This window comes from Saccharopolyspora indica, from assembly GCF_027853965.1.
GTDB classification, from domain to species: domain Bacteria; phylum Actinomycetota; class Actinomycetes; order Mycobacteriales; family Pseudonocardiaceae; genus Saccharopolyspora; species Saccharopolyspora indica.
This window is the reverse complement of sequence record NZ_JAQGLB010000006.1, coordinates 153518-180233: the sequence shown is the minus strand read 5'-3', so window position 1 is coordinate 180233 and position 26716 is coordinate 153518. Positions and strand designations below refer to the sequence as shown.

The window sequence follows — 26716 nt, the reverse complement described above, 5'->3', positions numbered from 1 at the left end:
TATCCGAAGTGTCCTCCGCGGCCCGACGCCCGGTGCCCGCCGCGGCGGCAGGCTGAGGGCATGGATCCGGAAACCCTCGACCTGGCGCGTCTGCAGTTCGCCCTGACCGCCGGCGGCCACTTCCTGTTCGTCGCGCTGACCATCGGGCTGGCGACGCTCGTGGCGTGCGTGCAGACCAGGGCGACGTTCTCGCGGAACCCGGTGCACGAGCGGATGACCCGGTTCTGGGGCCAGCTCTACGTGATCAACTACGCGGTGGGCATCGTCACCGGGCTGGTGATGGAGTTCCAGTTCGGGATGGCCTGGAGCGGGCTGATGCACCTGGCGGGCAACGTCATCGGCGCCTCGCTGGCGATGGAGGCGCTGGTCGCGTTCTTCGTCGAATCGACGTTCCTGGGCCTGTGGATCTTCGGCTGGGGACGGCTGAACCGCTGGGTGCACCTCGGGCTGATCTGGGTCGTCGCGCTCACCGCGTACGCCTCGGCGTACTGGATCCTGGTGACCAACGGATTCCTGCAGAACCCGGTGGGCTACGAGCGGGCCGGTGCGGAGCTGCGGCTGACCGACGCGTGGGCGGTGCTGAGCAATCCGGCGGCGACGAACGCGTTCTGGCACATCCTGAGCGGATCGCTGGTCACCGCAGGGGTTTTCGTGGCGGGCATCAGCGCGCTGCACCTGTTCCGCCGGACCGCCGATGTGGAGCTGTTCACCAAGTCGCTGCGCATCGGCCTGTTCACCGCGCTGCCCGCGCTGTTCGTGACGGTGGTGGGCGGTGGGATGCAGTTCGGCCACCTCCAGCCGATGAAGCTCGCGGTGTTCAACCAGAACAGCGCGGAGATCGCGGAGCTGCAGGCCGAGCAGGTCACGCGCTTCGGCCCGGGTGACTACGTGCCGCCGGAGGCCTGGACCAGGTCGGGCGGGATCGTGATGCTGCTCGCCTTCGCGCTGCTGCTCTACCTGCTGGTGCCGAGCGTGCTGCTCGCCTTCTTCACACCGGTGGTGCGGCGGTTCCGGCTGTGGCACCTGGTGCTGGTGGCGGCGATCCCGCTGCCCTTCCTGGCGATGATCTCGGGCTGGGTGTTCCGCGAGATGGGCCGCCAGCCGTGGGTGATCGACGGCGTCCTGCGCGTCGAGGACGCGGTCTCCGACGTCCCCGCGGCGGCGATGCGCACCTCCCTGCTGGTCTTCACCGTCCTGTTCGGACTGCTGCTGGCGCTGAACTGGTTCCTGCTGCTGCGCCAAGCGGTCCGCGGCCCCGACGCGGTCGCGCTGGGGCGCATGCCCGAAGAACCCCGTCCGATGACCGCCACCTTCTGAGGAGCGAACAGTGGAACTGCTGGCTATCGCGGTGCTGGGCGTGTTCGCCCTCGGATACTTCCTGCTGGGCGGTGCGGACGTCGGAGTCGGCATGCTGCTGCCCGCGCTCGGGCGCGACGCGCGGCAGCGCAGGCTGGTGGTCACCGCCATCGCGCCGTTCTTCCTCGGCAACGAGGTGTGGCTGGTGGCCACCGCGGGAATCCTGGTCGGCTTCTTCCCCGTGCTCGAAGGCGAGCTGCTGACCGGGTTGTTCCCCGCCGTGGTGCTGCTGCTGGTCGGCTGGATCGTGCGCGACATGGGGCTGTGGTTGCGGGCTCGGGCCGATGGCCGCGCGTGGTGCGCGGGATGCGACGCGGCGATCACCGGCGGCAGCTGGGGCGTGGCGCTGAGCTGGGGCTGGATGTTCGCGGGGCTGCTCGCGGGCCAGATCCACGAGGTGGCCACCGGCCCCGGGGCGCTGCTGGCGGCGGTCGCGATCGCGATGCTGTTCGCCGTGCACGGCCTGGCCTTCGCCCGCCTCCGGCTGTCCGGACCACCGCACCAGCGCGCGAGCGCGCTGTTCGGGCGCTGCGGGGAGCGGGCGGGGCTCGCGCTGACCTCCGCCGCGCTGGTGCTGCTGTGCCTGGCGGTCGGATTCCGCCTCCCGCTGCTGGAGAACGCCGCCGATCCGGGCACGCTCGGTCTGCTGCTGCCCGCCGTGCTCGTGCTCATGCCGTTGCTGATCGCCGCCCAGGCCCTGGTGTGGTGGACGTTCCGGGCCCGGGTGGAAAGGCCGCTGTACCTGTGAACAAGCGACTCCTGGGCCTGGTGCCCCGCCGAACCCGGATCGCGGTGGCGGTGCTCGCGCTGGTGCAGGCCGGGCTGATCATCGCGCAGGCGGACCTGCTCGCGCGCGCCATCGCGCAGCTCGACGCCGGTCAGCTGCCGTGGCTCGCCGGTGCCGTCGTGCTGCGCGCGGGGACGACGTGGTGCGGCAACGCCCTCGTGCAGCGAGCGGCGGCCGATCTCAAGGCCGATCTGCGCGGCTCGCTGTTCGCCCGGGCTGCGGGGCAGCGGTCCAGCGGGGCGTTCAGCACGTTGATCACGAAGGGGATCGACGCGCTGGAACCAGTGATCACCGGGGTGCTGCCGCAGTTGGCGGTCGCGGTGCTCGTGCCGCCGGTCGTGCTGGTGCGGCTGGGGCTGGCCGACTGGTCGTCGGCGCTGATCGTGGCGTTGACGATTCCGCTGATCCCGCTGTTCGGCGCCCTGATCGGCCTGCGTACCCGGGACGTGACGGCGAACCAGTGGACCCACCTGCAGCGGCTCGGCGGGCACTTCCGGGACGTGCTGGCCGGGTTGAGCACGCTGCGCGTGTTCGGGCGCGCCGAGCACCAGTCGGCGGTGATCGGCCGGATGGCCGATGAGCACCGCACGGCGACGATGCGGGCGCTGCGGGTTGCCTTCCTGTCGGGCTTCGCTCTGGAGCTGGTGTCGTCGCTGGCGGTCGCGCTGGTCGCGGTGCCGGTCGGCCTGCGGTTGCTGTCCGGCGGGATGGATCTGACCACGGCGCTGGTGGTGCTGCTGCTGACGCCGGAGGCGCTGCTGCCGCTGCGGGCGCTCGGCACCAGGTTTCACGCCGCCGAAGAGGGCATGGCGGCGGCGGAGCAGGTCTTCGACGTTCTGGACGCCCCGAGCGCCGAACAGGGCGGGACGCGGCGCGGAGCCATCGCGGGTGAGATCCGCTTCGAAGAGGTGAGCGTGCACTTCCCGGGTGACGAGGCCCCGGTGCTGGACCGGGTGTCGTTCGTCATCAGCCCGGGGGAGCGGGTGGCACTGGTCGGGCCCAGCGGCGCGGGCAAGTCCACCGTCCTGCACCTGCTGCTCGGATTCGTCCGGCCGACCTCCGGCCGGGTGCTGGTGGACGGCGTCGACCTGCGCGAACTCGACGTGGCGGACTGGCGCCGCCAACTGGCGTGGGTTCCGCAGCACCCGCACCTGTTCGCCGGGACGATCGCCGACAACATCCGCCTCGGCGCGCCCGACGCCCCGATGCCGGAGGTGCGCGCTGCTGCCCGCGCGGCGCACGCGGCGGAGTTCATCGAGCAGCACCCGGACGGCTACCGGGCCCTGCTGGGCGAGCGCGGCGCCGAACTCTCCGCAGGCCAGCGGCAGCGCGTGGCGATCGCCCGCGCCTACCTGAAGAACGCGCCGATCGTGCTGCTCGACGAACCCACGGCGCGGCTGGACCTGCACTCCGAAGCAGTGCTGACGACCTCGGCCGCGGAAGTGCTGAAAGGCAAGACCGCGATCGTAGTGGCCCACCGACCGGCGCTGCTGGCGGCCGCGGACCGGGTGATCCGCCTGCGCAGCGGCTCGATGGAGGTGGCGGCATGAGCAGATCTGTGTCGACCCAGTGCTCGACCGCACCTCAGGGGAACGTGACGCAACCCAGCCACAAGAAACCGCACAACGTGAGGTCGATCCCGAACGCAACCACCACTGTGAATCGCGGAGAGGCGGAACAGCCGCGCTTGCTGGCCGCAGTGGCAGCCGGGGTGGCCGCCGAGCTGTGCGCTGTGGGGCTGATGGCGCTGGCTGCCTGGCTCATCACCCGCGCCGCCGAGCAGCCCGCGCTGTCGGCGTTGAGCCTGGCCATCGTCGGGGTTCGCGCGTGCGCGCTGGCTCGCGGCGCGTTCCGCTACCTGGAGCGCCTGGCCGGGCACGACGCCGCGCTGCGGGCGGTCGCGCGGCTGCGTCCCGAGGTGTTCCGGGCCAGGCTGGGGCGTCCGGCGCTGCGCGACGGAGATGCCCTGTCCCGCTTGGTGTCCGACGTCGACAGCGTTCAGGAACTGCTGCTGCGCTGCCTGTCCCCGGCGTTGATCGCACTGGTCGTCGCCACCGGATCGGTGCTGGCCTGCGCCGTCGTGGTTCCGGCCGCCGGGCCGGTGCTGGCCGGTGGTCTGCTGGTCGCTGCGGTGGTGCTACCCGCCTTCGCCGTGCTGACCCACCGCCGCGACCGGAGCGCCGCGGATCGGGCCGAACTGGCCGTCGCCGCCGCCGATCTCGTGGACGGAGCTCGCGAACTCGCCGCCTTCGGCGCGGTGCCCGCGGCGGTGTCGCGCGCCGAGCAGCACGCAGCGCGGATGCGGCGGCGTGATGGCGAACCGTCCCGGAGCGCGCTGCTGGCGGGTGGTGTCGTGGTGCAGGGCATGACGGCGGTGGCCGTGACCGGGACCGCGCTGCTCGCCGGTCAGCCGCAGACGAGCGCGGCAGTGGTGGGTTTCCTGGCGCTGGCGGCGTTCGAAACCGTTCTCCCGCTGACCGACGCCGCGCGCCGCTGGACCGAGCACGTCCCGGCGCTGCGGCGGATCACGGAGCTGCTCGCCGCACCTCCGATCCCGCTGCCGCAGGCGAATGCCGAGAACCTGGCGCTGCACGACGTTTCGGTGCACTACGACCGGCCAGCCCTGAACAACGTGGACCTGACCGTCGGACCTGGCCGAGCGGTGGCCGTCGTCGGCGCCAGCGGAGCGGGCAAGAGCACGCTGCTCGGTGTTCTGGCCGGACTCGTGCCGGTGACGGCAGGCCGCGTCGAGCGGCCGGAAACCCGTGCGGTCACCCAGGACGCGCACGTCTTCAGCACCACCATCAGGGACAACCTGCTGCTGGCGGCACCGGAGGCCGCCGAGTCCGAGCTGGAACGAGCGGCCGAGCAGGCCGGACTGCTCGACTGGATCCGCCGGCAGCCCGCGGGTTTCGACACGCTCGTCGGCGAGTCCGGGCAACCGCTCTCCGGCGGCCAGCGGCAACGCCTGCTGCTGGCGCGGGCGCTGCTGGCCGAGCCGGGCGTGCTGCTGCTCGACGAGCCGACCGAGGCGCTGGAACCGGAACTGGCCGACGAGATCCTGAGCCGCCTCCTGCGCACCAGGACCGGGCGGACGACCATCGTCGTGACGCACCGGCTGGCCCGCCTCGCCGAGTTCGACGAGATCCTGGTGCTCGACGCCGGCCGGATCGTGCAGCGCGGCCCGCACCGGGAACTCCTCGCGCAGCCGGGACCGTTCCGCGACCTGTGGGAAGCCGAAGCGTTGACGGACCCGGCGATCCGGCCGCAGGATGATCTCCGTCGCCGCGCCGCGGCGCTCACCGGGAGAGGGGTGCGCGACCGTTGACCCAGGGGTTCTTCGCCGAGCTGACCACCACCGGACTCGCCGGACGGCTGCGCGCGGGTGAGACCAGCGCCGTCGAGCTCACCAAGGCCGCGCTGCGGGCCATCGCGGAGCTCGACGGCGAGCTCAACGCCTTCACCGCGGTCGACCGCGACGGCGCGGTGAAGGCCGCGGAGAAGGCCGACGCCGAACTGGCCGAAGGCCTGGACCGCGGGCCGCTGCACGGCATCCCGGTGGCGGTCAAGGACATCATCGAAGTCGCCGGCCTGCCCACCACGATGGGCTCGGCGCACTTCGCCGACCACGTGTCCACATCGGACGCCGAATGCGTGCGGCGGTTGCGAGCGGGCGGCGCGGTGCTGGTCGGCAAGACCACCACCCACGAGTTCGCCTTCGGCCCGACCGGCGACAGCGCGCACCGCGGCCCGTCCCGCAACCCGCACGACCCCACCCGCATCACCGGCGGCTCCAGCGGTGGCAGCGGCGCCGCGGTCGCCGCCGGGATGGTGCCGCTGGCGCTGGGCACCGACACCGGCGGATCGGTGCGCATCCCGGCCGCGCTGTGCGGGGTGGTGGGGTTCAAACCGGCCTTCGGCGCGATCCCGGTCGACGGCGTGTTCCCGCTGGCGCAGTCGCTGGACCACGTCGGAGTGCTGGCCCGCAGCCCGCAGGACTGCCGCACCGCCTACCGCGTCCTGGCCGGACTGCGCGACGAACCGAGCCGGGAGCGCGGCGAGACCGCGAGCATCGGCTGGCTCGACCCGGACTCGCTGCACCCGACGGACCCGGAGATCACCCGGATCGCCCGCGCCGCGCTGGACGGGCTGACCGTGCGGGACGCCGAGATCGGCGATCCGGAGCTGGTGCGAGGGGCCTACCTGGGCATCCAGGCCAGCGAGGCCTGCGCCAACCACGCGGAGCGCCTCGCCGAGCACCCGGAGCTCTACACCGGCGACGTCCGGGACCGGCTGCGGGAATCGGCGCGGATCGCGGGCTGGCAGCACGTGCGGGCGCTGGCCGCGCGCGACCGGTGGCGCCGCGAGGTCGGTGAGCTGCTGACCCGGGTCGACCTGCTGGCCCTGCCGACGACCTGCGTGACTGCCACCGAGATCGGGCAGCGCGAGACCACCGTCGGCGGCACCGGAACGCGGGTGCTCACCGCGCTGCTCGGGCTGACCAGCCCGTGGAACGTCGCCGGAGTGCCCGCGGTGTCGGTTCCGGTGGGCACGCTCGGCGGGCTCCCGGTGGGGCTCCAGCTCGTCGGCAGGCCCGGGCAGGAGGACGTCCTGCTGGCCGTCGCCGCCCGGATCGGCGGCTGACGGGGCGCGGCGGCACCGCGCCCCGCTCGATCAGCCCGCGACCGCCTCGGCGATGGCCTTGCCCAGCTCCTCGGTGGTCGCCTTCCCGCCGAGGTCCGGCGTGCGCGGGGCCGAGGCGTCGGCGAGGACGCGCTCGATCGCGCCGACCACGTCGGCACCGGCCTCCGCCAGCCCGAGGTGGTCCAGCATCATCGCCGCCGACCAGATCTGGCCGATCGGGTTGGCGATGCCCCGCCCGGCGATGTCCGGGGCCGAACCGTGCACCGGCTCGAACGTCGACGGGTGGACGCGCTCCGGGTTGATGTTGCCCGACGGGGCCACCCCGATCGTGCCGGTCACGCCCGGACCCAGGTCGGAGAGGATGTCGCCGAAGAGGTTGCTGGCCACGACCACGTCGAAGCGCTCCGGCGACATCACGAACCGGGCGCACAGGATGTCGATGTGGTCCTGGTCGACGGTGACCTCCGGGTACTCCGCGGCGATCGCGGCGAACCGCTCGTCCCAGTACGGCATCGAGTGGTAGATGCCGTTGGACTTGGTCGCCGAGGTCACGTGCGGCTTGCCCAGCTCGCGCGCCAGCTCGAAGGCGTAGCGCATGATCCGGTCGGTGCCGCGCCGGGTGAACGCCGCGGTCTGCAGCACCATCTCGGTCGGAGTGCCCTCGCCCTGCCTGCCGCCCAGCTGCGAGTACTCGCCCTCGGTGTTCTCCCGCACCACCCAGAAGTCGATGTCGCCCGGCCGCTTGTCGCGCACCGGCGGCGTCACGCCCGGCAGCAGCCGCACCGGCCGCAGGTTGACGTACTGGTCGAACTCGCGGCGGATCGGCAGCAGCAGCCCCCACAGCGAGATGTGGTCGGGCACGCCGGGCCAGCCGACCGCGCCGAGCAGGATCGCGTCGTGGTCGCGCAGCCTGTCCAGCCCGTCGGCGGGCATCATCGCACCGGTGCTCTTGTAGGTCTCGCAGCTCCAGTCGAAGTGCCGGTAGCCGAACCGCACCCCGTACTTCGCGCCGACCACGTCGAGCACGCGCAACGCCTCGGGCATGACCTCGTTGCCGATCCCGTCACCGGGCAGCACCGCGAGTTCGTACTGCTGCACTCTCCACCTCACCTCTCGGTCACGACGTTCCCGGTGGTCATCTAACGCGCCGCACCCGCCGGGAGCCAAGCCCCCGGCGGCAATCACCTGGCGCCGCGGCCGCGCAGCGACTACGAATGACCGCGTGGATGCGGCACGGGCACTGCGCGAGATCGCCTTCCGGCTGGAACGGGCCGATGCGCCGACCTACCGGGTCAGGGCGTTCCGGCGGGCCGCCGCGATCGTCGACGAGCTGCCGGACCTCGACGAACGGGTGGCCTCGGGGCGGCTGACCGCGCTGGAGGGCATCGGCCGGACGACCGCCGCGGTGATCGAGCAAGCGCATCGCGGGCGGACACCGGAGTACCTGGCCCGGCTCCGGTCCGAAGTGGACGTGCCGGAGCGCGGCGCGCAGCTGCGGGCCGCGCTGCGCGGCGACTGCCACACGCACTCGGACTGGTCCGACGGCGGCAGCCCGATCGCCGAGATGGCCACCACCGCCCGCGACCTCGGGCACGAGTGGATCGCGCTCACCGACCACTCGCCGCGGCTGAAGGTGGCCCGCGGCCTGTCGGCGGAGCGGCTGCGCGAGCAGCTGCGCGTCGTCGACGAGCTCAACCAGCGCCTCGCGCCGTTCCGCATCCTGACCGGCATCGAGGTCGACATCCTCTCCGACGGTTCGCTTGACCAGGAGGCGGAACTGCTGGCGCAGCTCGACGTCGTGGTGGCCAGCGTGCACTCCGAGCTGCGGATGCCCGCCGCTGAGATGACCCGCCGGATGTGCGCCGCGGTGGCCGACCCGCACGTGGACGTGCTCGGGCACTGCACCGGCCGCCTGATCGGCGCGGGCAAGAAGCGCCCGCAGTCGGCCTTCGACGCGACCGCGGTGTTCCAGGCCTGCCGCGACCACGGCGTCGCCGTCGAGATCAACTCGCGGCCGGACCGGCTGGACCCGCCCCGCGAGCTGATCCGCCTCGCCCGCGACATCGGCTGCCTGTTCAGCATCGACTCCGACGCGCACGCACCCGGGCAGCTGGACTGGCTGGCCCACGGCTGCGCCCGCGCCGAGGAGTGCGGTGTGCCCGCCGAGCGGGTGATCAACACGCGCACCGCCGACGAGCTCACCGCACCGCGCTGACCTGCCGCACCGCGCCGGGAGAACCGGCGGGAATCCCGCGCGCCGCGACTATCACACCTGTGATAGTTTCCGGCTGGGCGGCCTGCCCGAACTCGTCGTTGCCGCGCGCCCATCGGATGATGTCGAGGCGCAGGAGGGGACCAGCTGTGCCCGCTTGGCTGTTCGCGCTGCTCGTCGCGGCTTTCGTCCTCTACACCGATGACTACGTGATCGCGGGTGTCCTGCCGGAGATCGCGCGGGACCTCGCGGTGAGCGAGGCGCACGCCGGGCAGCTGGTGACCGTGTTCTCGCTCACCGTCGCGCTGGTCGCGCCGATCGCGGGCGTCGCACTGGCGCGGATCTCCCGCCGTCGGCTGCTCACCGCCGCGTTCGTCGTCTTCGTCGTGGCCAACGTCCTGGCGGCCGCGGCGACCAGCTTCGGCTTCCTGCTCGTGCTGCGGGTCGTGGCGGCGACCGCGGCGGCGGCCTCGACCCCGGCGGTGTTCGCCCACGCCGCCGAACGAGCTCCGGAGACCCACGTCGGCAGGTACGTCGCGGTCGTGGCGCTCGGCGTCACCGGCTCGATCGCGGCCGGTGTCCCGATCGGCACCTGGATCGGCGGCCACCACGGCTGGCGGATGACGTTCGCCTCGATGGCGGTGGCCGGAGTCGTGGCGCTGGCCTTCCTGCTGGTGACCCTGCCCCGGGAACCGGAGCGGACGGGCGTGGTGCCGAGCATCCCCGAGCAGCTGCGGGTCCTGGCCAGCGCGCCGGTGTCGCTCGGGCTCCTGGCGAACTGCGTGCTCATGACCGGGTCGATGATGATGCTCACCTACACGGTGCCGTACCTCCACGCGGTGAGCGAGGCCGACGTGGACCAGCGCGCGCTCGCGTTCAGCCTGTCCGGGCTGACCGGCATCGTCTGCATCTGGGCGGGTGGGAAGGCCGCGGATCGGTGGGGTGCGGATCGCGCCCTGGTCGCCGGGATCGGCGCCTTCACCGGCATCATGGTGATCATGGGGGCGTTCTGGTTCGTCCGGCCCGTGCCCTTCGCGGTGCTCGCCGCGGTGGGCGCGATCTGGGGCGGCATGGCCTTCTGGAACTCCCCGGCGATCCAGGCGCGCCTCCACCAGCTCGCCGGACCCGTCGCCGCCCAGGCGCTGGCGCTCAACACGTCGGGCACCTACCTCGGCGTTTCACTGGGCGGTGCCGTCGGGGGGTTGACCTTGAGCGGTCCGGGGGCGGGCGTGCTGCCGGTCGTCGCGGCGGTTCTCGGCCTGAGCTCCTTGATCCTGCTGTCGCTCGCCATCGGTGCCTCGAAGAAGTCGCGCAGCGTTGCCGGACGATGACCGGCGTGGGAAATATGTGAAATGTCAAGTATGTCGGCGTATCCTGGGGCGGTGTCCGAACCCAGATGGCTCAGCGATGAACAGCAGTGCGCCTGGCGCAAGTTCGCCGCGCTGATGACGGTCGTCCCCGCGAAGCTCGACGCGCAGCTGCAACGGGACTCCGGGCTGACCCACTTCGGCTACTGGGTGCTGGCCATGCTCTCCGAGGCTCCCGACCGGGCGCTGCGGATGAGCGACCTGGCGGCGCGGGCCAACGCCTCGCCCTCGCGGGTCTCGCACGTGGTCGCCCGGCTGGAGCAGCAGGGCTGGGTGCGCAGGCAGCGCGCCAGCGGCGACGGCCGCGGCAACGTCGCCGAGCTCACCGACGCCGGCCACGACAAGGTCGTGGCGACCGCGCCGGGACACGTGGAGAAGGTCCGCGACCTGGTCTTCGACGGGCTCACCGACGACCAGGTGCGCCAGCTCGACGAGCTCTGCGCGGCGGTGCTGGCGCACCTCGACCCCGAGGGCACCATCACCACCGCCCCGCCCCAGCCGGAGTGACCGGAGCGGGGCGCTGATCACGCGGCTTCTTCCTCGGTGTTCTGCTGGGCGAACTGGGTCCGGTAGAGCTCGGCGTAGAGGCCGTCGCGGGCCAGCAGGTCGGCGTGCGTGCCGTCCTCGGCGATGCTGCCCCCGGAGATGACCAGGATGCGGTCCGCTTCGCGGATGGTCGACAGCCGGTGCGCGATGACCAGTGCGGTCCGCCCGGACAGCGCGGTCCGCAGCGCCTCCTGAACCGCGGCCTCCGATTCCGAGTCCAGGTGCGCGGTCGCCTCGTCCAGCACCACGATCGGCGGTGCCTTGAGCAGCAGCCGGGCGATCGCCAGCCGCTGCTTCTCCCCGCCGGAGAGCCGGTAACCGCGGTCGCCGACCACGGTGTCCAGCCCTTCCGGCAGCGCCGAGACGAGGTGGCCCAGCTGCGCGGTGCGCAGCGCCTCGATGATCTCCTCGTCGGTGGCGCCGGGGCGGGCGAAGGTCAGGTTGGCGCGGATCGTGTCGTGGAACATGTGCGGGTCCTGGGTGACCACGCCGACGGAGCGGTACAGCGAGGCCAGCGTGACGTCGCGGACGTCGGTGCCGCCGATGCGCACCGCGCCGCCGTCGACGTCGTAGAGCCGCCCGGCCAGGTTGGTGATCGTCGTCTTGCCCGCGCCGGAGTGGCCGACCAGCGCGATCGTCTGCCCCGGTGCGGCGCGGAAGGAGATGTCGTGCAGCACCTCCTGCGCGGGCGAGTTGTCCTGCCGGGCCACCGATTCCAGCGAGGCCAGCGAGACCTCGCTGGAGGCCGGGTAGCGGAACGAGACCCGGTCGAACTCGACGTCGGCGGCACCGGCGGGCAGCTCGGCGGCGCCGGGCTTCTCCTCGATCATCGGGCGCAGGTCCAGCACCTCGAAGACGCGGTCGAAGCTGACCAGCGCCGTCATGACGTCCACGTGCACGTTGGACAGCGCGGTCAGCGGCCCGTAGAGCCGGGTGAGCAGCGTGGCCAGCGCGACCAGGGTGCCGAGCTGGAGCGCGCCGGTGAGCACCAGCCCACCGCCGAGCCCGTAGACCACCGCGGTGGCCAGCGCGGCCAGCAGCGTCAGGGCGACGAAGAAGATCCGGCTGTACATCGCCGAGACCACGCCCATGTCGCGCACCCGCGCGGCCCGCGCGGCGAACTGCGCGGCCTCCTCGTCGGCGCGGCCGTACAGCTTGGCCAGCATCGCCCCGGCCACGCCGAAGCGCTCGGTCATCAGCGAGCTCATCTCGGCGTCGACCTTCATCTGCTCCCGGGTGATCCGCTGCAGCCGCCGACCGATCCAGCGCACCGGCAGCAGGAACAGCGGCAGCAGCGCCAGCGCGATCAGGGTGATCTGCCAGGACAGCGTGAACATGGTGGCCAGCACCAGCACCAGGCTCAGCACGTTGGACACCACCGAGGACAGGGTGCTGGTCAGCGCCCGCTGCGCCCCGATGACGTCGTTGTTGAGCCTGCTGACCAGCGCCCCGGTCTGGGCCCGCACGAAGAACGCGACCGGCATCCGCTGCACGTGGTCGAAGACCTCCGAGCGCAGGTCGTAGATCAGGCCCTCGCCGAGCCGCGCGGAGTACCAGCGCTGCAGCAGCGAGAACGCGGCGTCGAGCAGCGCGACCCCGGCCACCGCAACCGCCAACCAGACGATCAGCGACATGTTCTGCGGCACGATGCCGTCGTCGATGATGGCCTTGAACAGCAGCGGGTTGACGATCCCGAGCACCGCGGCGAGCATCACCAGCACCAGGAACGGGATGATGTCGCGCAGGTACGGCCGGGCGTAGCGCAGGATCCGCCGGGCCAGTCCGGGCGAGAGCCGTTGTCTGGTCACCGATCCGTCGCTGGCGAAGGAGCGCATGGTCTCCCAGGTCACCGTCATGTTCGCAGCCCCCGTTCGGATGTGCGTCGAGCGAACGAAGTCATCCTCGAACCTCGTGTTAAGTCGAAGTCAACCCCGCCGCGCGCGGTCCGGGGATCACCCGGCTGCCGCAACGGCGCACGCCGGAAACGACCTTGAACAAACCTTCGCGTACGTTACTCTGTGCGCTGTCTCGGGCACTTTCCGAACGCGGCGGGTGATCGGTTCGGGGGCGGCTACGGCTCGGATGGGAGCGACTGGGTGTTGATCGGCACGTCGGCCGGGGGTGGCCGGTGACGGTTTCCGAGCTGGATGCCACCCGCATCCCGCTGCGGGTGGCGGATCGGTTCTTCCTGGCCGCGCACACCGGTGGACAGCGGATAACGCCCCGGGTGGACAGCGCGCTGGTGTCCCTGGGCTGCGCCGCGGGCCTGCTGGCCGAGCTGATCCTGGAGGAGGAGATCGCGGTCACCCCGAGCGTCCGGCCCAGCGGCCGGGGGCGCTGCCCGGACTTCCTGTCCTGGGCGGTCCTGCGGGAGATCCGCGAGGAACCCGGCCACGACCTGCGCACCTGGCTGGACTACCTCGGCCAGACCGCCACCGAGAAGGTCCGCGCCCGGCTGGTCATCATCGACGTGCTGCGCGAGGTGCCGGTGTCGGCCGGGTGGCGCGGCGGGGCGGCCTCGGCCTGGCGGTTCTCCGACCTCGGCGTGGCCAGCCCGGAATCCGTGCTGGAGCTGCTGTTCACCAGCGCCGAGACGGCCACCGGGAACGGCATGATCACGGTCCCGGAGCGCATCGCGGAGATCACCTTCGCGCTGCTGGCGCGCGAGACCGGCGTGATCCGCAACGTGCGGCTGGCCAAGAACGTCGCGCGGCAGGGCGACTTCCGGATGAAGTCCTGGCAGAAGCGCATCCCCGGGCCGCTGCGGAACCTGATCGCCGAGGTCGCCGCCGCGCGCGGCCAGTCGGCGATAACACCCAGACACTGAAGCACTGCGAAGGAGCGAGCTGTTGCCACCGTCCAAAGTGTCCGCCGCACTGGCCCGAGCTCGCCTGGGCGTGATGTCGATCGTCTTCTTCACCGTCGCCGCCGCGGCCCCGGAAACGGTCGTCGGCGGCGGTGCGGTCAGCGGCTTCGCGGTTTCCGGCGTGACCGGCATCCCGCTCGGCTACCTGGCGATCGCCCTGGTGCTCGGACTGTTCGCCGTCGGCTACGTCACGATGTCGCGGCACGTGGAGAACGCGGGCGCCTTCTACGCCTACATCGCCAAGGGGCTGGGCCGGGTGACCGGCACCGGGGCCGGCGCGGTCGCGCTGGTGTCCTACCTGCTGATCCTGGTCAGCCTGGCGGGCGGTCTCGGCGTCGGAGCGGCGGACTTCCTGCGGCAGGTCAGCGGCAGCACCGTGCCGTGGTGGGTGTTCGCCGGCCTGGGCCTGGCCGCGGTCGCGGTGCTGGGCGTGCTGCGCATCGACGTCAACGGCCGGGTGCTGGGCGTGCTGCTGCTGGCCGAGGTGGCGATCATCCTGACCTACGACGCCGCGTTCGTCTCCGCGCCCTCGGCGGAGGGCGTCGTGCTCGACACGCTCAACCCGTCGCAGCTGATGACCAGCGCGGCCGGGGTCATCCTGGTGATCGCCTTCACCGGCTTCATCGGGTTCGAGAACTCCACCGTGCTGGCCGAGGAGGCCAAGAACCCGCGCACGGTGATCTACGCGACCTACATCTCGCTGGTGGTCATCGGCGGCCTGTACTCGCTGTCGACGTGGGCGATGACCGTGGCCACCGGCCCGGGCGCCATCGTCTCGCAGGCCGAGATGCACTCCACGGAGCTGCTTTTCGTGCTCGCCGGGGAACGGCTGCCGGGAGTGCTGGTCACCACCGGGTCGGCGCTGTACGTCACCAGCCTGTTCGCCGCGATGCTGTCGTTCCACCACGTCTGCTCCCGCTACTTCTTCGCGCTGGGCCGCGAGGGCGTCGGCCTGAGCTGGTGGGGCACCACGAGTTCGCGCACCGCGGCCCCGGCGGCGGGCTCGGTGACCACCACCGCGATCTCGATCGTCGTGGTGGCGCTGGTGGCGGTGAGCGGGATCGACCCGATCACCTACCTGTTCTTCTGGGGTGCCTCGGCCGGCGCGCTCGGCGTGCTGTCGCTGGTGATGCTGACCTCGGTGGCGGTGCTGGGCTACTTCCTGGCCAACCGGGACCACGGGCACAGCCGGTGGCGGACCCTGATCGCGCCCGCGATCGCCGCGCTGGTGCTGGGCGTGGTCCTGCTGCTGACCGTGCTCTCGTTCGGCACCGTGCTCGGCGTGGCGGAGGGCGACCCGGCGGCGTGGCTGCTCCCGCTGGGCTTCCTGGTGGTGTTCGTGCTCGGCGCGCTCTGGGGCGCGACCCTGAAGCGGATCCGTCCGTGGGCCTACGCGCGCATCGGCTTGGGAGCGCGCGCGGCGACGGTGCAGCCGGGGAAGGAGACCGCCGGTGTCCGATGACGACTTACGCGTCCGGACCCTGATGCGTGCCTTCGCCGACGACGAGTTCGCCCGGTGGCTGCTGCCGGAGCAGGAGCACCGCCACCGGGTGTACCGCGAGTGGTTCGGCATGGTCGTCCAGCGCGCCGAACAGCACGGCGAGGTGATCGCCGGTGCCGACGGGCTAGCGGTGCAGGTCTGGCTCTCCGGCCACGGCGGGCCGCCGGAGATGCTCGACGAGGCCGGCGGGCGGCGCCTGGCCGAACTCGCCGGCCCGCGCATGGTGCGCTTCCGCGAGTTCGGCGAGCTCACCGCCGCCCAGCACCCCGCCGAACCGCACCAGTACCTGGCGATGATCGCGGTCGACCCGTCGGTGCAGTCCACCGGCATCGGCGGCCGCGAGCTGCGACGGGCGCTGCAGCGGTGGGACGTGCCGTCCTACCTGGAGGCCAGCAGCGCCCGCAGCCGGAACCTGTACCTGCGCCTGGGGTTCCGCGACATCGGTGCGCCGCTGGTCCTGCCGCACGACGGCCCCACCATGTACCCGATGTGGCGCGACGCGGCCTAGGTCTCGGCGCCGACGTAGTCGAACACCCAGGTGCCGTCGGGACCGCGGCGACCGCGCTCGTAGACCAGCTGGGGCGGTACGGCCTGTGCGTTGCGGGCGCGCGCGGGCAGCGTGAGCCGCGGGACCGGTTTTCCCGAACCGTCCGCGGGCGCGCTGACCTCGTTCCCGTCCTGCGGGCCGCCCCGCAGCCGAACCCTGATGTCTGGCAACGCGGAACTCCCTCCAGAGTGATCGACACCACTACGACCGGTGCGCCCGGAACCCGGTTCCAGGTGTCACTTGATCGTGTGGCCGAGGAGGGGCTCAGATCATTTCGGTGATGCCCGGTTCCACGTCGAGCAGCGCGCGGCCGAAGATCTCGGCGTTGGCCACCGGGTGGGCGAGCGCGTGCCGGGCCGCCGTCTGGACGTCGCGCACGACGGCGTGCAGCGGATCCCGCTCCGACATCGCTCCTGCGCCGTAGGCGTTCACCAGCACGTCGACGGCTTCCCGGCACTGCTGCAGCGCGTAGCTGGAGTGCTGGCGGAGCCGGGTGCGCTCCAGCAGGTCGGGGTGCGTTCCGGCGTGCGCGTGCCCGTCGACGGTTGCGGCCGACCGGTGCATGATCAGCCGTGCCACGTCGATCTTGGTGGCCGCTTCGGCCACTGCCAGCTGGAAACCGGTCGAGTCGCGCTGGTGCGCGTAGCTGGTGAACGCGATGCCCTTCCGGCCGGCCTGCGCGAGCACGTGCTCCAAGGCGTGCTCGGCCAGGCCGAGCACCGGGGCGATCAGGAAGGTGGCCAGCGTGGGCACCAGCGCGGTCCGGTACCGCGGCGAGTCGTTCTCGGTGGTGGGGAACTCGCCGCGCGTGGCGGGACCGCGGTGCATCACCCGGTGGTCCGGGACGAACAGGTCCTCGCCGACGAGCATGTTGCTGCCGGTGGCGCGCATGCCGAGGGTGAACCAGGTGTCCTCGACGCCCAGCTCGCGCATCGGGACCAGGGCGAACGCGGCACCGCCGTCGGCCGGTAACGACATGCCGAGCATCGCCCACTCCGAGTGCAGGCAGCCGGAAGCCGGTGCCCACCGGCCGCTGACCAGCCAGCCGCCGTCGACCCGGCGGGCGGCCGCCTTCGGCGTGAGCACCTGGCAGATCTTGGTGTCCGGGTCGGGGCCGAAGACCTCCTGCTGGGCCTTGTCCGGGAACAGCCCGGTCAGCCAGTCGCCGCAGCCGAGGATCATCACCAGCCAGCCCGCCGAGGCATCGCCCTTGGTGATCTCGGCGGTGGCGTCCACCATCGTGCGCAGGCCGAGCTCGGCGCCGCCGAAGCGGCGCGGCACCCACGCGCGGAACAGCCCGGCGGCGTCGAGCGCGGCGATCGTCGCATCGGGCAGCCGACGCAGCCGCTCGCCGTCGTCGCGGTGCGACGCCAGCTGATCGCGCAACGCCACCGCTCGCGCGACGACCTCCGGCTGCGGCTCCAACGGCGCGTGGGCCTCCACGTCGAACTCCTCACCCGATCACACGTTCTGGTGATCCAGTGTGCCTGCACCGTGGTGGGGGAGCGCTAGGTGGTCATGGCTCTTCCGGCGTGACCAGGACGTGCAGGGTCCGAGGACCGTGCACGCCCTCGACGCGGTCGAGCTCGATGTCGCTGGTGGCGGACGGGCCGCTGATGAACGTCATCGGCCGCGCCGGGTCGAGCCGCCGCAGTCCCTCCGGGACGTCGTCGGCCACCTGCGATTCGGCGACCACGCAGATGTGCACGTCCGGCACCAGGGTCACCGCGCGGTGTCCCTGCCCGGGTCCGTGGTCGAGCACGATGGTGCCGGTGGAAGCGATGCCCACCACGGCCGTGGTGATCACCGCGTCGACGTGCTCCAAACCGGCCGTGTCGATGCCCGTCCCGTCCTCCACGTGCTCGAACTTGCTGGTCAAGGCCTCATACCACGCATGTGGTACCCCAGCTGGGGTGAGCACCCGCCGGGCTCCGGCGGCGCGCGCGGCGGCCACGATCGCGGCGTTCAGGCCACCGGGCGCGACCCGCTGCACAGTGGCCCGGTAGTCGGCGACCCGCTCGCAGAACAGGCCGACGAGGTCGTCCGCCGGCCGCTGCTGCCGGTAGTCCCGCGCGACGTCGTCCAACGACGTCCGCTCGGCGCCCGCGATGGCCGAGCGAACCCGGCTCAGGATCGCCTCACGTGCCGAAATGCTCGCGCTCATCGCGAATCTCCCCCTCGGTTGCGCTCCCACCACGTCCGGAACGTCTCCTCGGCCGGCGCCGGTGCGTCGCGCGCATCGGTCCACCGGGACAGCGGCGGGGGCAGTCGGCCGATGGTGCCCTTGCGGCCGATCACCCGTCGGCTCAACGACGCCACCTTCTGCGCCGCGGCCAGCCGCCTGGAGTCGCCGAGCACCCAGGACGCCATGCTCATCAGCGCGTCCATCGGCTTGGACCGCCAGCCGCGGTGCTCCTCGACCACCCGGGTGCGCAGGTGCACCAGCAGGTCCGGGATGTTGATCGCCACCGGGCAGACGTCGTAGCAGGCCCCGCACAGCGAGGAGGCGTAGGGCAGCGCCTTGTCCACTTCGGACGCGGTGCCGCGCAGCTGCGGCGTCAGCACCGCCCCGATCGGTCCGGGGTAGACCGAGCCGTAGGCGTGCCCGCCGGTGCGCTCGTACACCGGGCACACGTTCAAGCAGGCCGAGCAGCGGATGCAGCGCAGCGCCTGCCTGCCGATCTCGTCGGCGAGGGCGTTGGTGCGGCCGTTGTCCAGCAGCACCACGTGGAACGACTGCGGCCCGTCGCCGGGCGTGACGCCGGTCCAGGTCGAGGTGTAGGGGTTCATCCGCTCGCCGGTGCTCGACCGCGGCAGCAGCTGCAGGAAGACCTCCAGGTCCTGCCAGCGCGGCACCAGCTTCTCGATGCCGACGACGCTGATCAGCGTTTCCGGCAGCGTCAAGCACATCCGGCCGTTGCCCTCGGACTCCACCACGACCAGCGTGCCGGTCTCGGCGACCGCGAAGTTCGCGCCGGAGACGGCGACCTTGGCGCGCAGGAACTTCTCCCGCAGGTGGCGCCGCGCCGCTTCGGCCAGCCGCGCGGGTTCGTCGGTGAGGTCGGCGGGTGCCGGTGTGCCGACCTTGCCCATCTCCTGCTGGAAGATCTCCTTGATCTCCGCGCGGTTGCGGTGGATCGCGGGTACCAGGATGTGACTGGGCGTGTCGTGTCCGAGCTGGACGATCAGCTCCGCCAGGTCGGTCTCCCAGGCGTCGATCCCGGCGTCCTGCAACGCCTCGTTGAGCTCGATCTCCTGGGTGGCCATCGACTTGACCTTGACCACCTCGCGCTCCCCGGTGGCGCGCACCAGGTCCACCACGATGCGGTTGGCCTCCGCCGCGTCACGCGCCCAGTGCACGGTGCCGCCGGCAGCGGTGACCGCCGCCTCGAAGCGCTCCAGGTAGGTGTCCAGGTTGGACAGCGTGTGGCTCTTGATCGCCGCGCCCGCCTCGCGCAGCTGCGCCCAGTCGTCCAGCTCGCCGACCACCTCGGCGCGCTTGTGCCGGATCGTCGAGGTGGCGTTGGCCAGGTTGTGCCGCAGCTGCGAGTTGGCCAGCTCCTGCTTGGCAGCCTGCGGGAACGCGGGCATGCCCAGGTAGGTGTCGGTCACCGGTCGGCTCCTTCCGCGCTGGCCAGGATCTCGGCCAGGTGCATGACCCGGATTCCGGAGCGCTGCCGGGACAGCAGGCCTCCGATGTGCATCAGGCACGAGTTGTCCCCGGCGCAGAGCACTTCGGCGTCGGTCTCCCGGACGTGCCGGGCCTTGTCGGCGCCCATCGCCACCGACACGTCCGGGTTCTTCAGCGCGAAGGTGCCGCCGAAACCGCAGCACTGCTCGGCGGCGGGCAGCTCGACCAGCTCCAGCGAGCGCACCGCGCGCAGCAACCGCAGCGGGCGGTCGCCGACCCGCAGCAACCGGGCGGAGTGGCAGGTCGGGTGGTAGGTGACCCGGTGCGGGAAGTACGCGCCGACGTCGGTCACCCCGAGCACGTCCACCAGGAACTCCGACAGCTCGTGCACCTGCGGCGCCACCTGCGCGACCGCGCGGCTGAGCTTGCGGTCGCCGTCGGCGACCATCGCGTGCTGGTGGCGCACCGAGGCCACGCACGACCCGGACGGGGCGACGACGGCGTCGTAGCCGGCGAAGGCGTCCACGAAGGTCCGCACCGAGGACTTCGCCTGCTTGCGGTACCCGGTGTTGGTGTGCATCTGCCCGCAGCAGGTCTGCGCGGCTGGGAACTCCACCTCGCAGCCGAGCCGCTCCAGGACCTGCACGGTCGCCTTCGGCGCTGCCGGGAACATCGTGTCGCCGAGGCAGGTCGCGAACAGCGCCACCCTCATGCCACATCACCTCGTTCTGATCCGTTCATCGTGGCAGCATCCACGACAAGACTCCGGCCTGCAGGAATACGAGCGCGCACAGTGCGAGCAGCAGCCCGATGCTCCACTTGAGAACGTCCCGCAGGATCTTGGCCTCCGAACCGGCCATGCCGACCGCGGTGGCCACGATGGTCAGGTTCTGCGGGCTGACCATCTTGCCCATGACGCCGCCGGAGGTGTTGGCCGCGACCAGCAGCGCCGGGTCCACCCCGATGCGTTGCGCGGCGACCTGCTGCAGGCTCGCGAACAGCGCGTTGGCACTGGTGTCCGAGCCGGTGACCGCGACGCCGATCCAGCCGAGCACGGGGGAGAAGAACGCGAACGCGGAGCCGATCCCGGCGATGGCGGTGCCGATCGTGGTGGTCTGCCCGGACTGGTTCATCACGTAGGCCAGCGCCAGCACGCTGACGATGGTCAGCCCCGACCAGCGCATCGAGACCACGGTGCGGCCGAGCTCGGCGACGGCTTCCAGCAGCTTGATCCGGTAGACCAGCGCCACCCCGAACCCGCACAGGAGCAGCAGAGTGCCCGGCGTGGACAGCCAGCTCAGCGTGAACACCGCACTTCCGGCCGGTTCGCCGGAAGCGGTCAGCAGCGAGTCGTGCAGCCCGGGCCAGGGGATCTCGACGTCCGTCGCGGCCAGCGCCGCACCGGCGGGCTTCCACAGCTTGACCACCGAGAACACCGCGATCACCAGCAGGTACGGGAACAGGGCGAGGGCGATCCGCCCGGCGCTCAGCTGCCGGTCGGCGTTCTCGCCGATCTCGGCGGCACCGATGATCCGCGTGCGCGCCTCGTCGCCGCCCGCGGGCTGCCAGAACCGCAGCAGCACGACCAGCGCCACCGCGCCGACGAGGGCCGAGACGATGTCGGTCAGCGGCACGGAGATGTAGTTGGCGCACACGAACTGCGCGGCCGCGAACGCCACACCGGTCACCAGCGCGGCGGGCCAGGTCTGCCGCACGCCGCGCCGCCCGTCCACCACGAGCACCAGCAGCACCGGGACGATCACCGCCAGCAGCGGCGTCTGCCGCCCGACGACGGCGCCGATGTGCTCGTATGGGATCCCGGTGAGCTCACCCGCGGTGATGATCGGCGTGCTCAACGCGCCGAAGGCAACGGGAGCGGTGTTGGCCAGCAGCACCGTCACGGCGGCGCGCAGCGGCGGGAAGCCGATGGCGACGAGCATCATGCCGGTGATCGCGACCGGGGCGCCGAACCCGGCGAGGGCTTCCAGCAGGCCGCCGAAGCAGAAGGCGATCACCACGGCCTGGATCCGCGGGTCAGGGGAGAGCAGCGCGAAGGTCGCCCGCAGGTCCTCGAAGCGGCCGCTGCGCACGGTCAGCTGGTAGAGCCAGATGGCGGTGATGACGATCCACAGGATCGGCAGCACGCCGAAGGCGGCGCCTTGACCTGCGGAGAGCAGTGCGAGATCGGCAGGCATCCCGTAGGCGATGACGGCGATCAGCAGTGCGGTGCCGAGCCCGGCGAGTCCGGCCCAGTGCGCTTTGACGCGCAGCACTCCGAGCAGCACGAACACGACGAGCAGTGGCACGGCGGCGAGCAGCGCGGACAGTCCCAGGCTGTCCGCGACGGGGGCGATGAGCGGTTGGTACACGAGGCGACACCTCTCTGTGTCGTTGACCTTTCTATGGTCAGACCAAGAGCTGGCGGTACCATAAAGATCGGTGGTGGGGTTTGTAAAGGGGGATCGGTGGCCGATTCGGAGACGGACGATCGCGCGGGTTGGCGGCCGGTCGCCCGGGCGCGCACCTACGAGCTGGTCATCGACCGCATCGAGGAGCAGATCGTCAGCGGTCAGCTCGGTGTCGGCGACCGCCTGCCGCCGGAACGCGACCTGGCGCAGATGCTCGGCGTGAGCCGCGCGGCGGTGCGCGAGGCGTTCCGCGCGCTGGAAGCCCAGGGCGTGCTGCGGATGGCGGTGGGCACGGGTCCGGAGTCCGGCACCACGATCGCCGCGCTGCCCAGCCAGGCCCTGACCAGGCTGCTGCGGTTCCACGTGGCGCTGGCGAACTTCCCGATGGCCGACGTGGTGCGGGCGCGGATCATGCTGGAGCGGGAGAGCGCCCGCAACGCCGCGCAGCGCGCCACCGAGGCCGAGCTCGACGAGCTGCGCGCCCTGCTGGCGGAGATGGACTCACCGGACTGCGACCGGGAGCGGTTCAACGACCTGGACACCCGCTTCCACGTCGCCATCGCCGAAGCGGGCGGAAACCGGCTGGTCGCGGACATGACGATCGCCATCCGCGAGTCGCTGCGCCGCCCGCTGCTGGCGGCCTTCGACGAGCTCGGCGACGAGTGGGATCCGATCGCCGACGGCCTGCGCCACGACCACCGCCAGATCCACCAGGCGCTGGTCGCGCGGGATTCCAAAGCCGCTGAAGAACAGGTGGAACGCCACATCCGCAGCTTCTACCGCAGCGCCTGGCTGCAAGACCTCGGCTGAGCTTCAGCGGGAGATCGCGCGGGAGGCCGGGGCCACCGCGAGGTCGGCGGCGATGCGCGCCGCGGTGTCGCGCAGCGGGGACAGGAAGTCCCGGCGAGCGTCCTCCGGGCTGGTGCGGGAGGCGTGCGAGGAGATGTTCACCGCCGCCACCACCTTGCCCGACCGGTCCCGGATCGGTGCGGCGATCGAGCGCAGTCCCGCCTCCAGCTCCTGGTCCACCAGCGCCCAGCCCTGCTCGCGGATGCGCGCCAGCTCCTCGCGGAACTGCGCGGGCGTGGTGATGGTGTGCGGGCCCAGCGGTGCCAGGTCCACTTCGGACAGGTAGGTGTCCAGGCCGGCCGCGGGCAGGTCGGCCAGCAGGACCCGGCCCATCGAGGTGGCGTAGGCGGGGAAGCGGGTGCCGATGTTGATCGACACCGTCATGATCCGGGAGGTGGGAACCCGGGCCACGTAGACGATGTCCGGGCCGTCCAGCACCGACACCGACGCCGACTCGTGCACCTCGGCGACCAGCCGCTCCAGGTAGGGCTGGGCGATCTCCGGCAGCGAGATGCTGGACAGGTAGGCGAAACCGAGCTCCAGCACCCGCGGCGTCAGCGCGAACACCCGGCCGTCGGTCCACACGTAGCCCAGGTGCACCAGGGTGTGCAGGAACCGCCGGGCCGCCGCGCGCGACAGATCCGTCGCGCGGGCGACCTCGGACAGCGTCATCTCGGGCCGCGACTCGTCGAACGCGCGGATCACCATGAGCCCGCGCGCCAGCGACTGCACGTAACCGCTGGTCGGCTCGGCGGACTCCATGGCGATCTCCTAGCTCAGTCGGACTGCTCGTCGCCCAGGATCGTATTGGCGATCGCGAAGGCGCTGTTGGCGCGGGGTACCCCGGCGTAGACCGCGACGTGCATCAGGACCTCGCGGATGTGCTCGGGCGGCACGCCGTTGCGGCGCGCGGCCTTGACGTGCATGGCGAACTCGTCCTCGCAGCCCACCGCGGCCAGGATCGCCAGCGTCAGCATGCTGCGGGTCCGCCGGTCCACGCCGTCGCCGCTCCACAGCTCACCCCAGGCGTAGCGGGTGATGAAGTCCTGGAAGCCCTCGGTGAAGGGGGTGGTCTTGGCGTTGGCGCGGTCCACGTGCTCGTCGCCGAGCACCTCGCGGCGCACGCCCATGCCCTGCGCGCGGCGGGTTGCGTCGTCGGACATCACAGGCTCCTCGTGAAGTGCTCCAGCAGCAGCCGGTTGACCGCTTCGGGCTGCTCGGCGTTGGCCAGGTGCGCGGCGGGCGAGAGCACCTCCAGGCGGGCGCACGCGACGGCGGCGGCGATCTGCTCGGCGTGCGCCGGGGGAGTGGCCGGGTCCTCGGCACCGGCGATCACCAGCGTCGGGGCGCTGATCCGGCCGAGCCCGTCCAGCAGGTCCATGTCCGCGATGGCCTCGCAGCACCCCGCGTAGCCCTCGGCGTCGGCCGCGGCGAGCATGCCGCCGAACTTCGCGACGACGTCCTCCCGGCCGGCCAGTTCGGGGGTGAACCACTTCGGCAGCGACGGCTCGACCATCGCCGCGGTGCCCTTCTCCCGCACCAGCGCGGCGCGGTCGCGCCACATCGATGCCGGGCCGAGATCGGCGGAGGTGCAGATCAGCGCGAGCCGGTCGACGCGCTCGGGTGCGTGCTCGGCCAGCCACATGCCGGTCATGCCGCCCAGCGACACCCCGGCGAAGTGCGCCTTGCGGATGCCCAGGGTGTCCAGCAGCGCGAGCACGTCCCCGCTGAGCTGCTTGAGGCTGTACGGGCCGGGCTTGCCCGGCGACGCGCCGTGGCCGCGCTGGTCGTAGCGCAGCACCTGGAACTCCTGCGCCAGCGCGGGGACCTGCGCGTCCCACAGGGTCAGGTCGGTGCCCAGCGAGTTGGACAGCACCACCACCGGGGCGCCGTCGGGCCCGGTCAGTTCGTAGTTGACGTTCACCGCTTCTCCAATTCGGCGTGTGCGGTCAGTGCGCGGTCGATGAAGGCGGGCGCGGAGCCGAGGTAGCCGCCCGGTTCGGTGGCCGCGACCACCTCGGCCTCGGAGAGCACGGCCCGCACCTGCTGGTCGGCCAGCAGCTCGGCGCGCAGCGTCGTGCCCTCCTGCACCGCGCGGCGGCACAACCCGCCGACCAGCTCTTGCGCTTCGGTGCGGCCGAGCGAATCCATCAAGCGGCCCGCCGCGCTCTCGGCCATCACCAGGCCGCGGGTCAGGTCGAGGTTGGCGATCATCTTCCCGGGGTGCACCCGCAGCCCGGTGAGCAGCTGCCGGGTCTGCGCCGCCGCGGCGGCGACCAGCCGCAGCAGTTCGGTCAGCGGTTCCCACTCGGACTGCCAGGCCCCGGCGGCGCGCTCGTACTCCTGGGGCATCGCCGACAGCAGCGTCGCGACCAGGCCCGGCACCCGACGGGTCGCGGCGGTCACCAGCACCGCCGACACCGGGTTCTGCTTGTGCGGCATGGCCGACGAGCCACCGGCCTGGCCGTCGGCGAGCTCGCCGACCTCGGTCTGCGCGTGCAGCTCGACGTCCAGGGCGATCTTGCCGAGCGCGCCTGCGGCGGTGCCCAGCGCGCCGGCGAGTTCGGCGATGCGGGTGCGGTCGGTGTGCCACGGGGTCACCGGCTCGGCCAGGCCCAGCTCGGTGGCCAGCAGCGCGAGGACCTCGACGCCGTCGGGACCGAGAGCGGCGAGCGTGCCCGCGGCTCCGCCGAACTGCACGGCCAACCGCTCGCCGCGGATCCGCTCCAGCGCGGTGACCGACTCGTCGAGCGAGGTCAGCCAGGTGGCGCAGCGGCTGCCGAACGTGGTGGGCAGCGCTTGTTGCAGCAGCGAGCGGGCGATCATCACCGTGTCGCGGTGCTGCTCGGCCAGGCGTGCGCACTCGTCCGCCGCCGCGCGCAGGTCGTCGATGATCAGGCCCAGGACGTCGCGGGCGATCAGCATCGCCGCGGTGTCGATCACGTCCTGGCTGGTGGCGCCCTTGTGCAGGTGCGGTTTGGCGTCGTCGTCCAGCAGCGCGGTCAGGTCGCGCACCAGCGCGATCACCGGAGTCGCCGAGGACACCGCGCGCTCGGCGATCGAGTCGACGTCGAACAGCTCCACCCGGCAGCGCCGGGCGATCTCCGCCGCCGCCGGGAGCGGGATGACCCCGGCCCGGGCCTGCGCGGTGGCCAGCGCCGACTCGAAGTCCAGCATCGCCTGCAACCACGCCGCGGCGGAGGTCCGCTCAGCAGCCGCCGGGGTGCCGAACATCGGCCCGAACAGGCCGTCAGATCGCGAAGAATACGGTTTCGTCATCGCCCTGGATCCGGATGTCGAAGCGGTAGCCCTGGTCGTCCGGGGTCGCCAGCAGCGTGCCCCGGCGTGCTGGATCCACTGTAGACAGCACCGGGTCGGCGGCGTTGGCCCGCTCCTCGTCCGGGAAGTAGACGCGGGTCACCACCCGGTTGAGCATGCCGCGGGCCAGCACGGTCACGTTGATGTGCGGTGCCTCGGTCGCCCCGCCCGGCGCGGGCAGCGGCCCCGGCTTGACGGTGCGGAACCAGAACCCGCCGTCGGCTTCGGTCGGGCAGCGGCCGAAGCCCTGCCAGGACGAGGACTCCGGGCGCGGATCGTCCGGGTGGTCGAAGCGGCCCTGCGCATCGGCCTGCCAGATCTCGACCACGCCGTCCGGGATCGGGTCTCCCGCGCCGTCGAGAAGCCTGCCGCGCAGCAGGAACGAGCCGGGCGCGCCGTCGGCGACGACCTCCGGGCCGTCGGCCCACAGGATCCCGCCGGGCAGGGCGTAGAACGGGCCGACGGTCTGCGACGGAGTGGTGGAAGCGCTCATCAGTCGTCCCTTTCCGCCTCTCCGCGATTCACAGTGGTGGTCGCGTTTCGCGTTGACCTCGCGTTCGGCGGTTTCTTGTGGCTGGGTTGCGTCACGTTCCCCTGGGGCGCGGTTGAGTGGGTCTGGGGTTGGCACAGGTTTGCTCATCTGCACTCCTCCGGAGTATTGCGGCGCATCCGGTCGGCGAACGA

General features: G+C 72.1%; 25 protein-coding genes. 12 read left to right on the top strand and 13 right to left on the bottom strand.

Going from position 1 to position 26716, the window contains the following annotated elements:
* Nucleotides 1-60 precede the first annotated feature (60 nt).
* The 5 genes from OU416_RS15975 to OU416_RS15955 are packed head-to-tail and all read left to right on the top strand — an operon-like array spanning nt 61 to nt 6787.
* Nucleotides 61-1317, top strand: coding sequence for a cytochrome ubiquinol oxidase subunit I (locus OU416_RS15975; RefSeq protein ID WP_270927749.1), 1257 nt, complete (start codon nt 61-63; stop codon nt 1315-1317).
* 10 nt (nt 1318-1327) lie between these two features.
* Nucleotides 1328-2104, top strand: coding sequence for a cytochrome d ubiquinol oxidase subunit II (locus OU416_RS15970; RefSeq protein ID WP_270927748.1), 777 nt, complete (start codon nt 1328-1330; stop codon nt 2102-2104).
* Entirely contained in the window at nt 2101-3693 is a 1593-nt protein-coding gene (cydD, locus tag OU416_RS15965) for a thiol reductant ABC exporter subunit CydD (RefSeq protein ID WP_270927747.1), read from the top strand. The genes OU416_RS15970 and cydD overlap by 4 nt, the downstream gene beginning before the upstream one ends.
* Nucleotides 3690-5471, top strand: a complete 1782-nt coding sequence (gene cydC, locus OU416_RS15960) for a thiol reductant ABC exporter subunit CydC (RefSeq protein WP_270927746.1) — start codon at nt 3690-3692, stop codon at nt 5469-5471. The genes cydD and cydC overlap by 4 nt, the downstream gene beginning before the upstream one ends.
* A complete protein-coding gene (locus OU416_RS15955) occupies nt 5468-6787 on the top strand; it encodes an amidase (protein WP_270927745.1) in 1320 nt (439 codons plus the stop codon). The genes cydC and OU416_RS15955 overlap by 4 nt, the downstream gene beginning before the upstream one ends.
* Nucleotides 6788-6817: 30 nt before the next feature.
* Here OU416_RS15955 and OU416_RS15950 read toward each other — a convergent pair whose 3' ends face one another.
* The gene (locus OU416_RS15950; RefSeq protein WP_270927744.1) at nt 6818-7885 is read right to left on the bottom strand and encodes a tartrate dehydrogenase; all 1068 of its coding nucleotides are present in this window, start codon (nt 7883-7885) and stop codon (nt 6818-6820) included.
* Nucleotides 7886-8009: 124 nt separating this feature from the next.
* Here OU416_RS15950 and OU416_RS15945 point away from each other — a divergent pair, with 124 nt between their 5' ends.
* The 3 genes from OU416_RS15945 to OU416_RS15935 all read left to right on the top strand — a co-directional run bounded on the left by OU416_RS15945 (nt 8010) and on the right by OU416_RS15935 (nt 10873).
* The gene (locus OU416_RS15945; RefSeq protein ID WP_270927743.1) at nt 8010-9002 is read left to right on the top strand and encodes a PHP domain-containing protein; all 993 of its coding nucleotides are present in this window, start codon (nt 8010-8012) and stop codon (nt 9000-9002) included.
* A gap of 146 nt (nt 9003-9148) precedes the next feature.
* The gene (locus tag OU416_RS15940; RefSeq protein ID WP_270927742.1) at nt 9149-10330 is read left to right on the top strand and encodes an MFS transporter; all 1182 of its coding nucleotides are present in this window, start codon (nt 9149-9151) and stop codon (nt 10328-10330) included.
* Nucleotides 10331-10381: 51 nt separating this feature from the next.
* Nucleotides 10382-10873, top strand: coding sequence for a MarR family winged helix-turn-helix transcriptional regulator (locus tag OU416_RS15935; RefSeq protein ID WP_270927741.1), 492 nt, complete (start codon nt 10382-10384; stop codon nt 10871-10873).
* Nucleotides 10874-10890: 17 nt separating this feature from the next.
* On the opposite strand, the gene OU416_RS15930 is transcribed toward OU416_RS15935, so the two are convergent.
* Nucleotides 10891-12768, bottom strand: a complete 1878-nt coding sequence (locus OU416_RS15930) for an ABC transporter ATP-binding protein (RefSeq protein WP_270927740.1) — start codon at nt 12766-12768, stop codon at nt 10891-10893.
* Between the two features lie 272 nt (nt 12769-13040).
* Between OU416_RS15930 and OU416_RS15925 the strand changes: the two genes are divergently transcribed.
* The 3 genes from OU416_RS15925 to OU416_RS15915 are packed head-to-tail and all read left to right on the top strand — an operon-like array spanning nt 13041 to nt 15787.
* Entirely contained in the window at nt 13041-13739 is a 699-nt protein-coding gene (locus OU416_RS15925; protein WP_270927739.1) for a GPP34 family phosphoprotein, read from the top strand.
* Nucleotides 13740-13761: 22 nt separating this feature from the next.
* On the top strand, nt 13762-15240 hold the full coding sequence (locus OU416_RS15920) for an APC family permease (RefSeq protein WP_270927738.1): 1479 nt from the start codon (nt 13762-13764) through the stop codon (nt 15238-15240).
* A complete protein-coding gene (locus tag OU416_RS15915; RefSeq protein WP_270927737.1) occupies nt 15230-15787 on the top strand; it encodes a GNAT family N-acetyltransferase in 558 nt (185 codons plus the stop codon). Before OU416_RS15920 ends, OU416_RS15915 begins: the two co-directional genes overlap by 11 nt.
* On the opposite strand, the gene OU416_RS15910 is transcribed toward OU416_RS15915, so the two are convergent.
* The 6 genes from OU416_RS15910 to OU416_RS15885 all read right to left on the bottom strand — a co-directional run bounded on the left by OU416_RS15910 (nt 15784) and on the right by OU416_RS15885 (nt 21826).
* Complete coding sequence (locus tag OU416_RS15910; RefSeq protein WP_270927736.1) at nt 15784-15996, bottom strand: hypothetical protein; 213 nt, start codon at nt 15994-15996, stop codon at nt 15784-15786. The genes OU416_RS15915 and OU416_RS15910 overlap by 4 nt on opposite strands.
* A gap of 94 nt (nt 15997-16090) precedes the next feature.
* Nucleotides 16091-17269 (bottom strand): acyl-CoA dehydrogenase family protein, encoded by a 1179-nt coding sequence (locus OU416_RS15905; RefSeq protein ID WP_270927735.1) that lies wholly within the window; start codon nt 17267-17269, stop codon nt 16091-16093.
* A 73-nt stretch (nt 17270-17342) separates the two neighbouring features.
* A complete protein-coding gene (locus OU416_RS15900; protein WP_270927734.1) occupies nt 17343-17990 on the bottom strand; it encodes a LutC/YkgG family protein in 648 nt (215 codons plus the stop codon).
* On the bottom strand, nt 17987-19417 hold the full coding sequence (locus tag OU416_RS15895; protein WP_270927949.1) for a LutB/LldF family L-lactate oxidation iron-sulfur protein: 1431 nt from the start codon (nt 19415-19417) through the stop codon (nt 17987-17989). Before OU416_RS15895 ends, OU416_RS15900 begins: the two co-directional genes overlap by 4 nt.
* Nucleotides 19418-19434: 17 nt before the next feature.
* Nucleotides 19435-20169: a (Fe-S)-binding protein gene (locus OU416_RS15890; protein WP_270927733.1), complete on the bottom strand. Its 735-nt coding sequence runs from the start codon at nt 20167-20169 to the stop codon at nt 19435-19437.
* Between the two features lie 25 nt (nt 20170-20194).
* The gene (locus tag OU416_RS15885) at nt 20195-21826 is read right to left on the bottom strand and encodes an L-lactate permease (RefSeq protein ID WP_270927732.1); all 1632 of its coding nucleotides are present in this window, start codon (nt 21824-21826) and stop codon (nt 20195-20197) included.
* A 96-nt stretch (nt 21827-21922) separates the two neighbouring features.
* Here OU416_RS15885 and OU416_RS15880 point away from each other — a divergent pair, with 96 nt between their 5' ends.
* Nucleotides 21923-22675 carry a FadR/GntR family transcriptional regulator gene (locus OU416_RS15880; RefSeq protein ID WP_270927731.1) on the top strand — a complete coding sequence of 251 codons (753 nt, stop codon included), beginning with the start codon at nt 21923-21925 and terminating at the stop codon, nt 22673-22675.
* Nucleotides 22676-22678: 3 nt separating this feature from the next.
* On the opposite strand, the gene OU416_RS15875 is transcribed toward OU416_RS15880, so the two are convergent.
* Genes OU416_RS15875 through pcaG form a run of 5 tightly spaced genes read right to left on the bottom strand, consistent with a single transcriptional unit; the run spans nt 22679 to nt 26525 of the window.
* On the bottom strand, nt 22679-23476 hold the full coding sequence (locus tag OU416_RS15875) for an IclR family transcriptional regulator (RefSeq protein ID WP_270927730.1): 798 nt from the start codon (nt 23474-23476) through the stop codon (nt 22679-22681).
* Nucleotides 23477-23490: 14 nt separating this feature from the next.
* Nucleotides 23491-23877, bottom strand: a complete 387-nt coding sequence (gene pcaC, locus OU416_RS15870; RefSeq protein ID WP_270927729.1) for a 4-carboxymuconolactone decarboxylase — start codon at nt 23875-23877, stop codon at nt 23491-23493.
* Nucleotides 23877-24638 (bottom strand): 3-oxoadipate enol-lactonase, encoded by a 762-nt coding sequence (gene pcaD / locus OU416_RS15865; protein ID WP_270927728.1) that lies wholly within the window; start codon nt 24636-24638, stop codon nt 23877-23879. Before pcaD ends, pcaC begins: the two co-directional genes overlap by 1 nt.
* A complete protein-coding gene (pcaB, locus tag OU416_RS15860) occupies nt 24635-25993 on the bottom strand; it encodes a 3-carboxy-cis,cis-muconate cycloisomerase (protein WP_270927727.1) in 1359 nt (452 codons plus the stop codon). Before pcaB ends, pcaD begins: the two co-directional genes overlap by 4 nt.
* Nucleotides 25965-26525, bottom strand: a complete 561-nt coding sequence (gene pcaG, locus OU416_RS15855; protein WP_270927726.1) for a protocatechuate 3,4-dioxygenase subunit alpha — start codon at nt 26523-26525, stop codon at nt 25965-25967. Before pcaG ends, pcaB begins: the two co-directional genes overlap by 29 nt.
* Nucleotides 26526-26716: the final 191 nt, after the last annotated feature.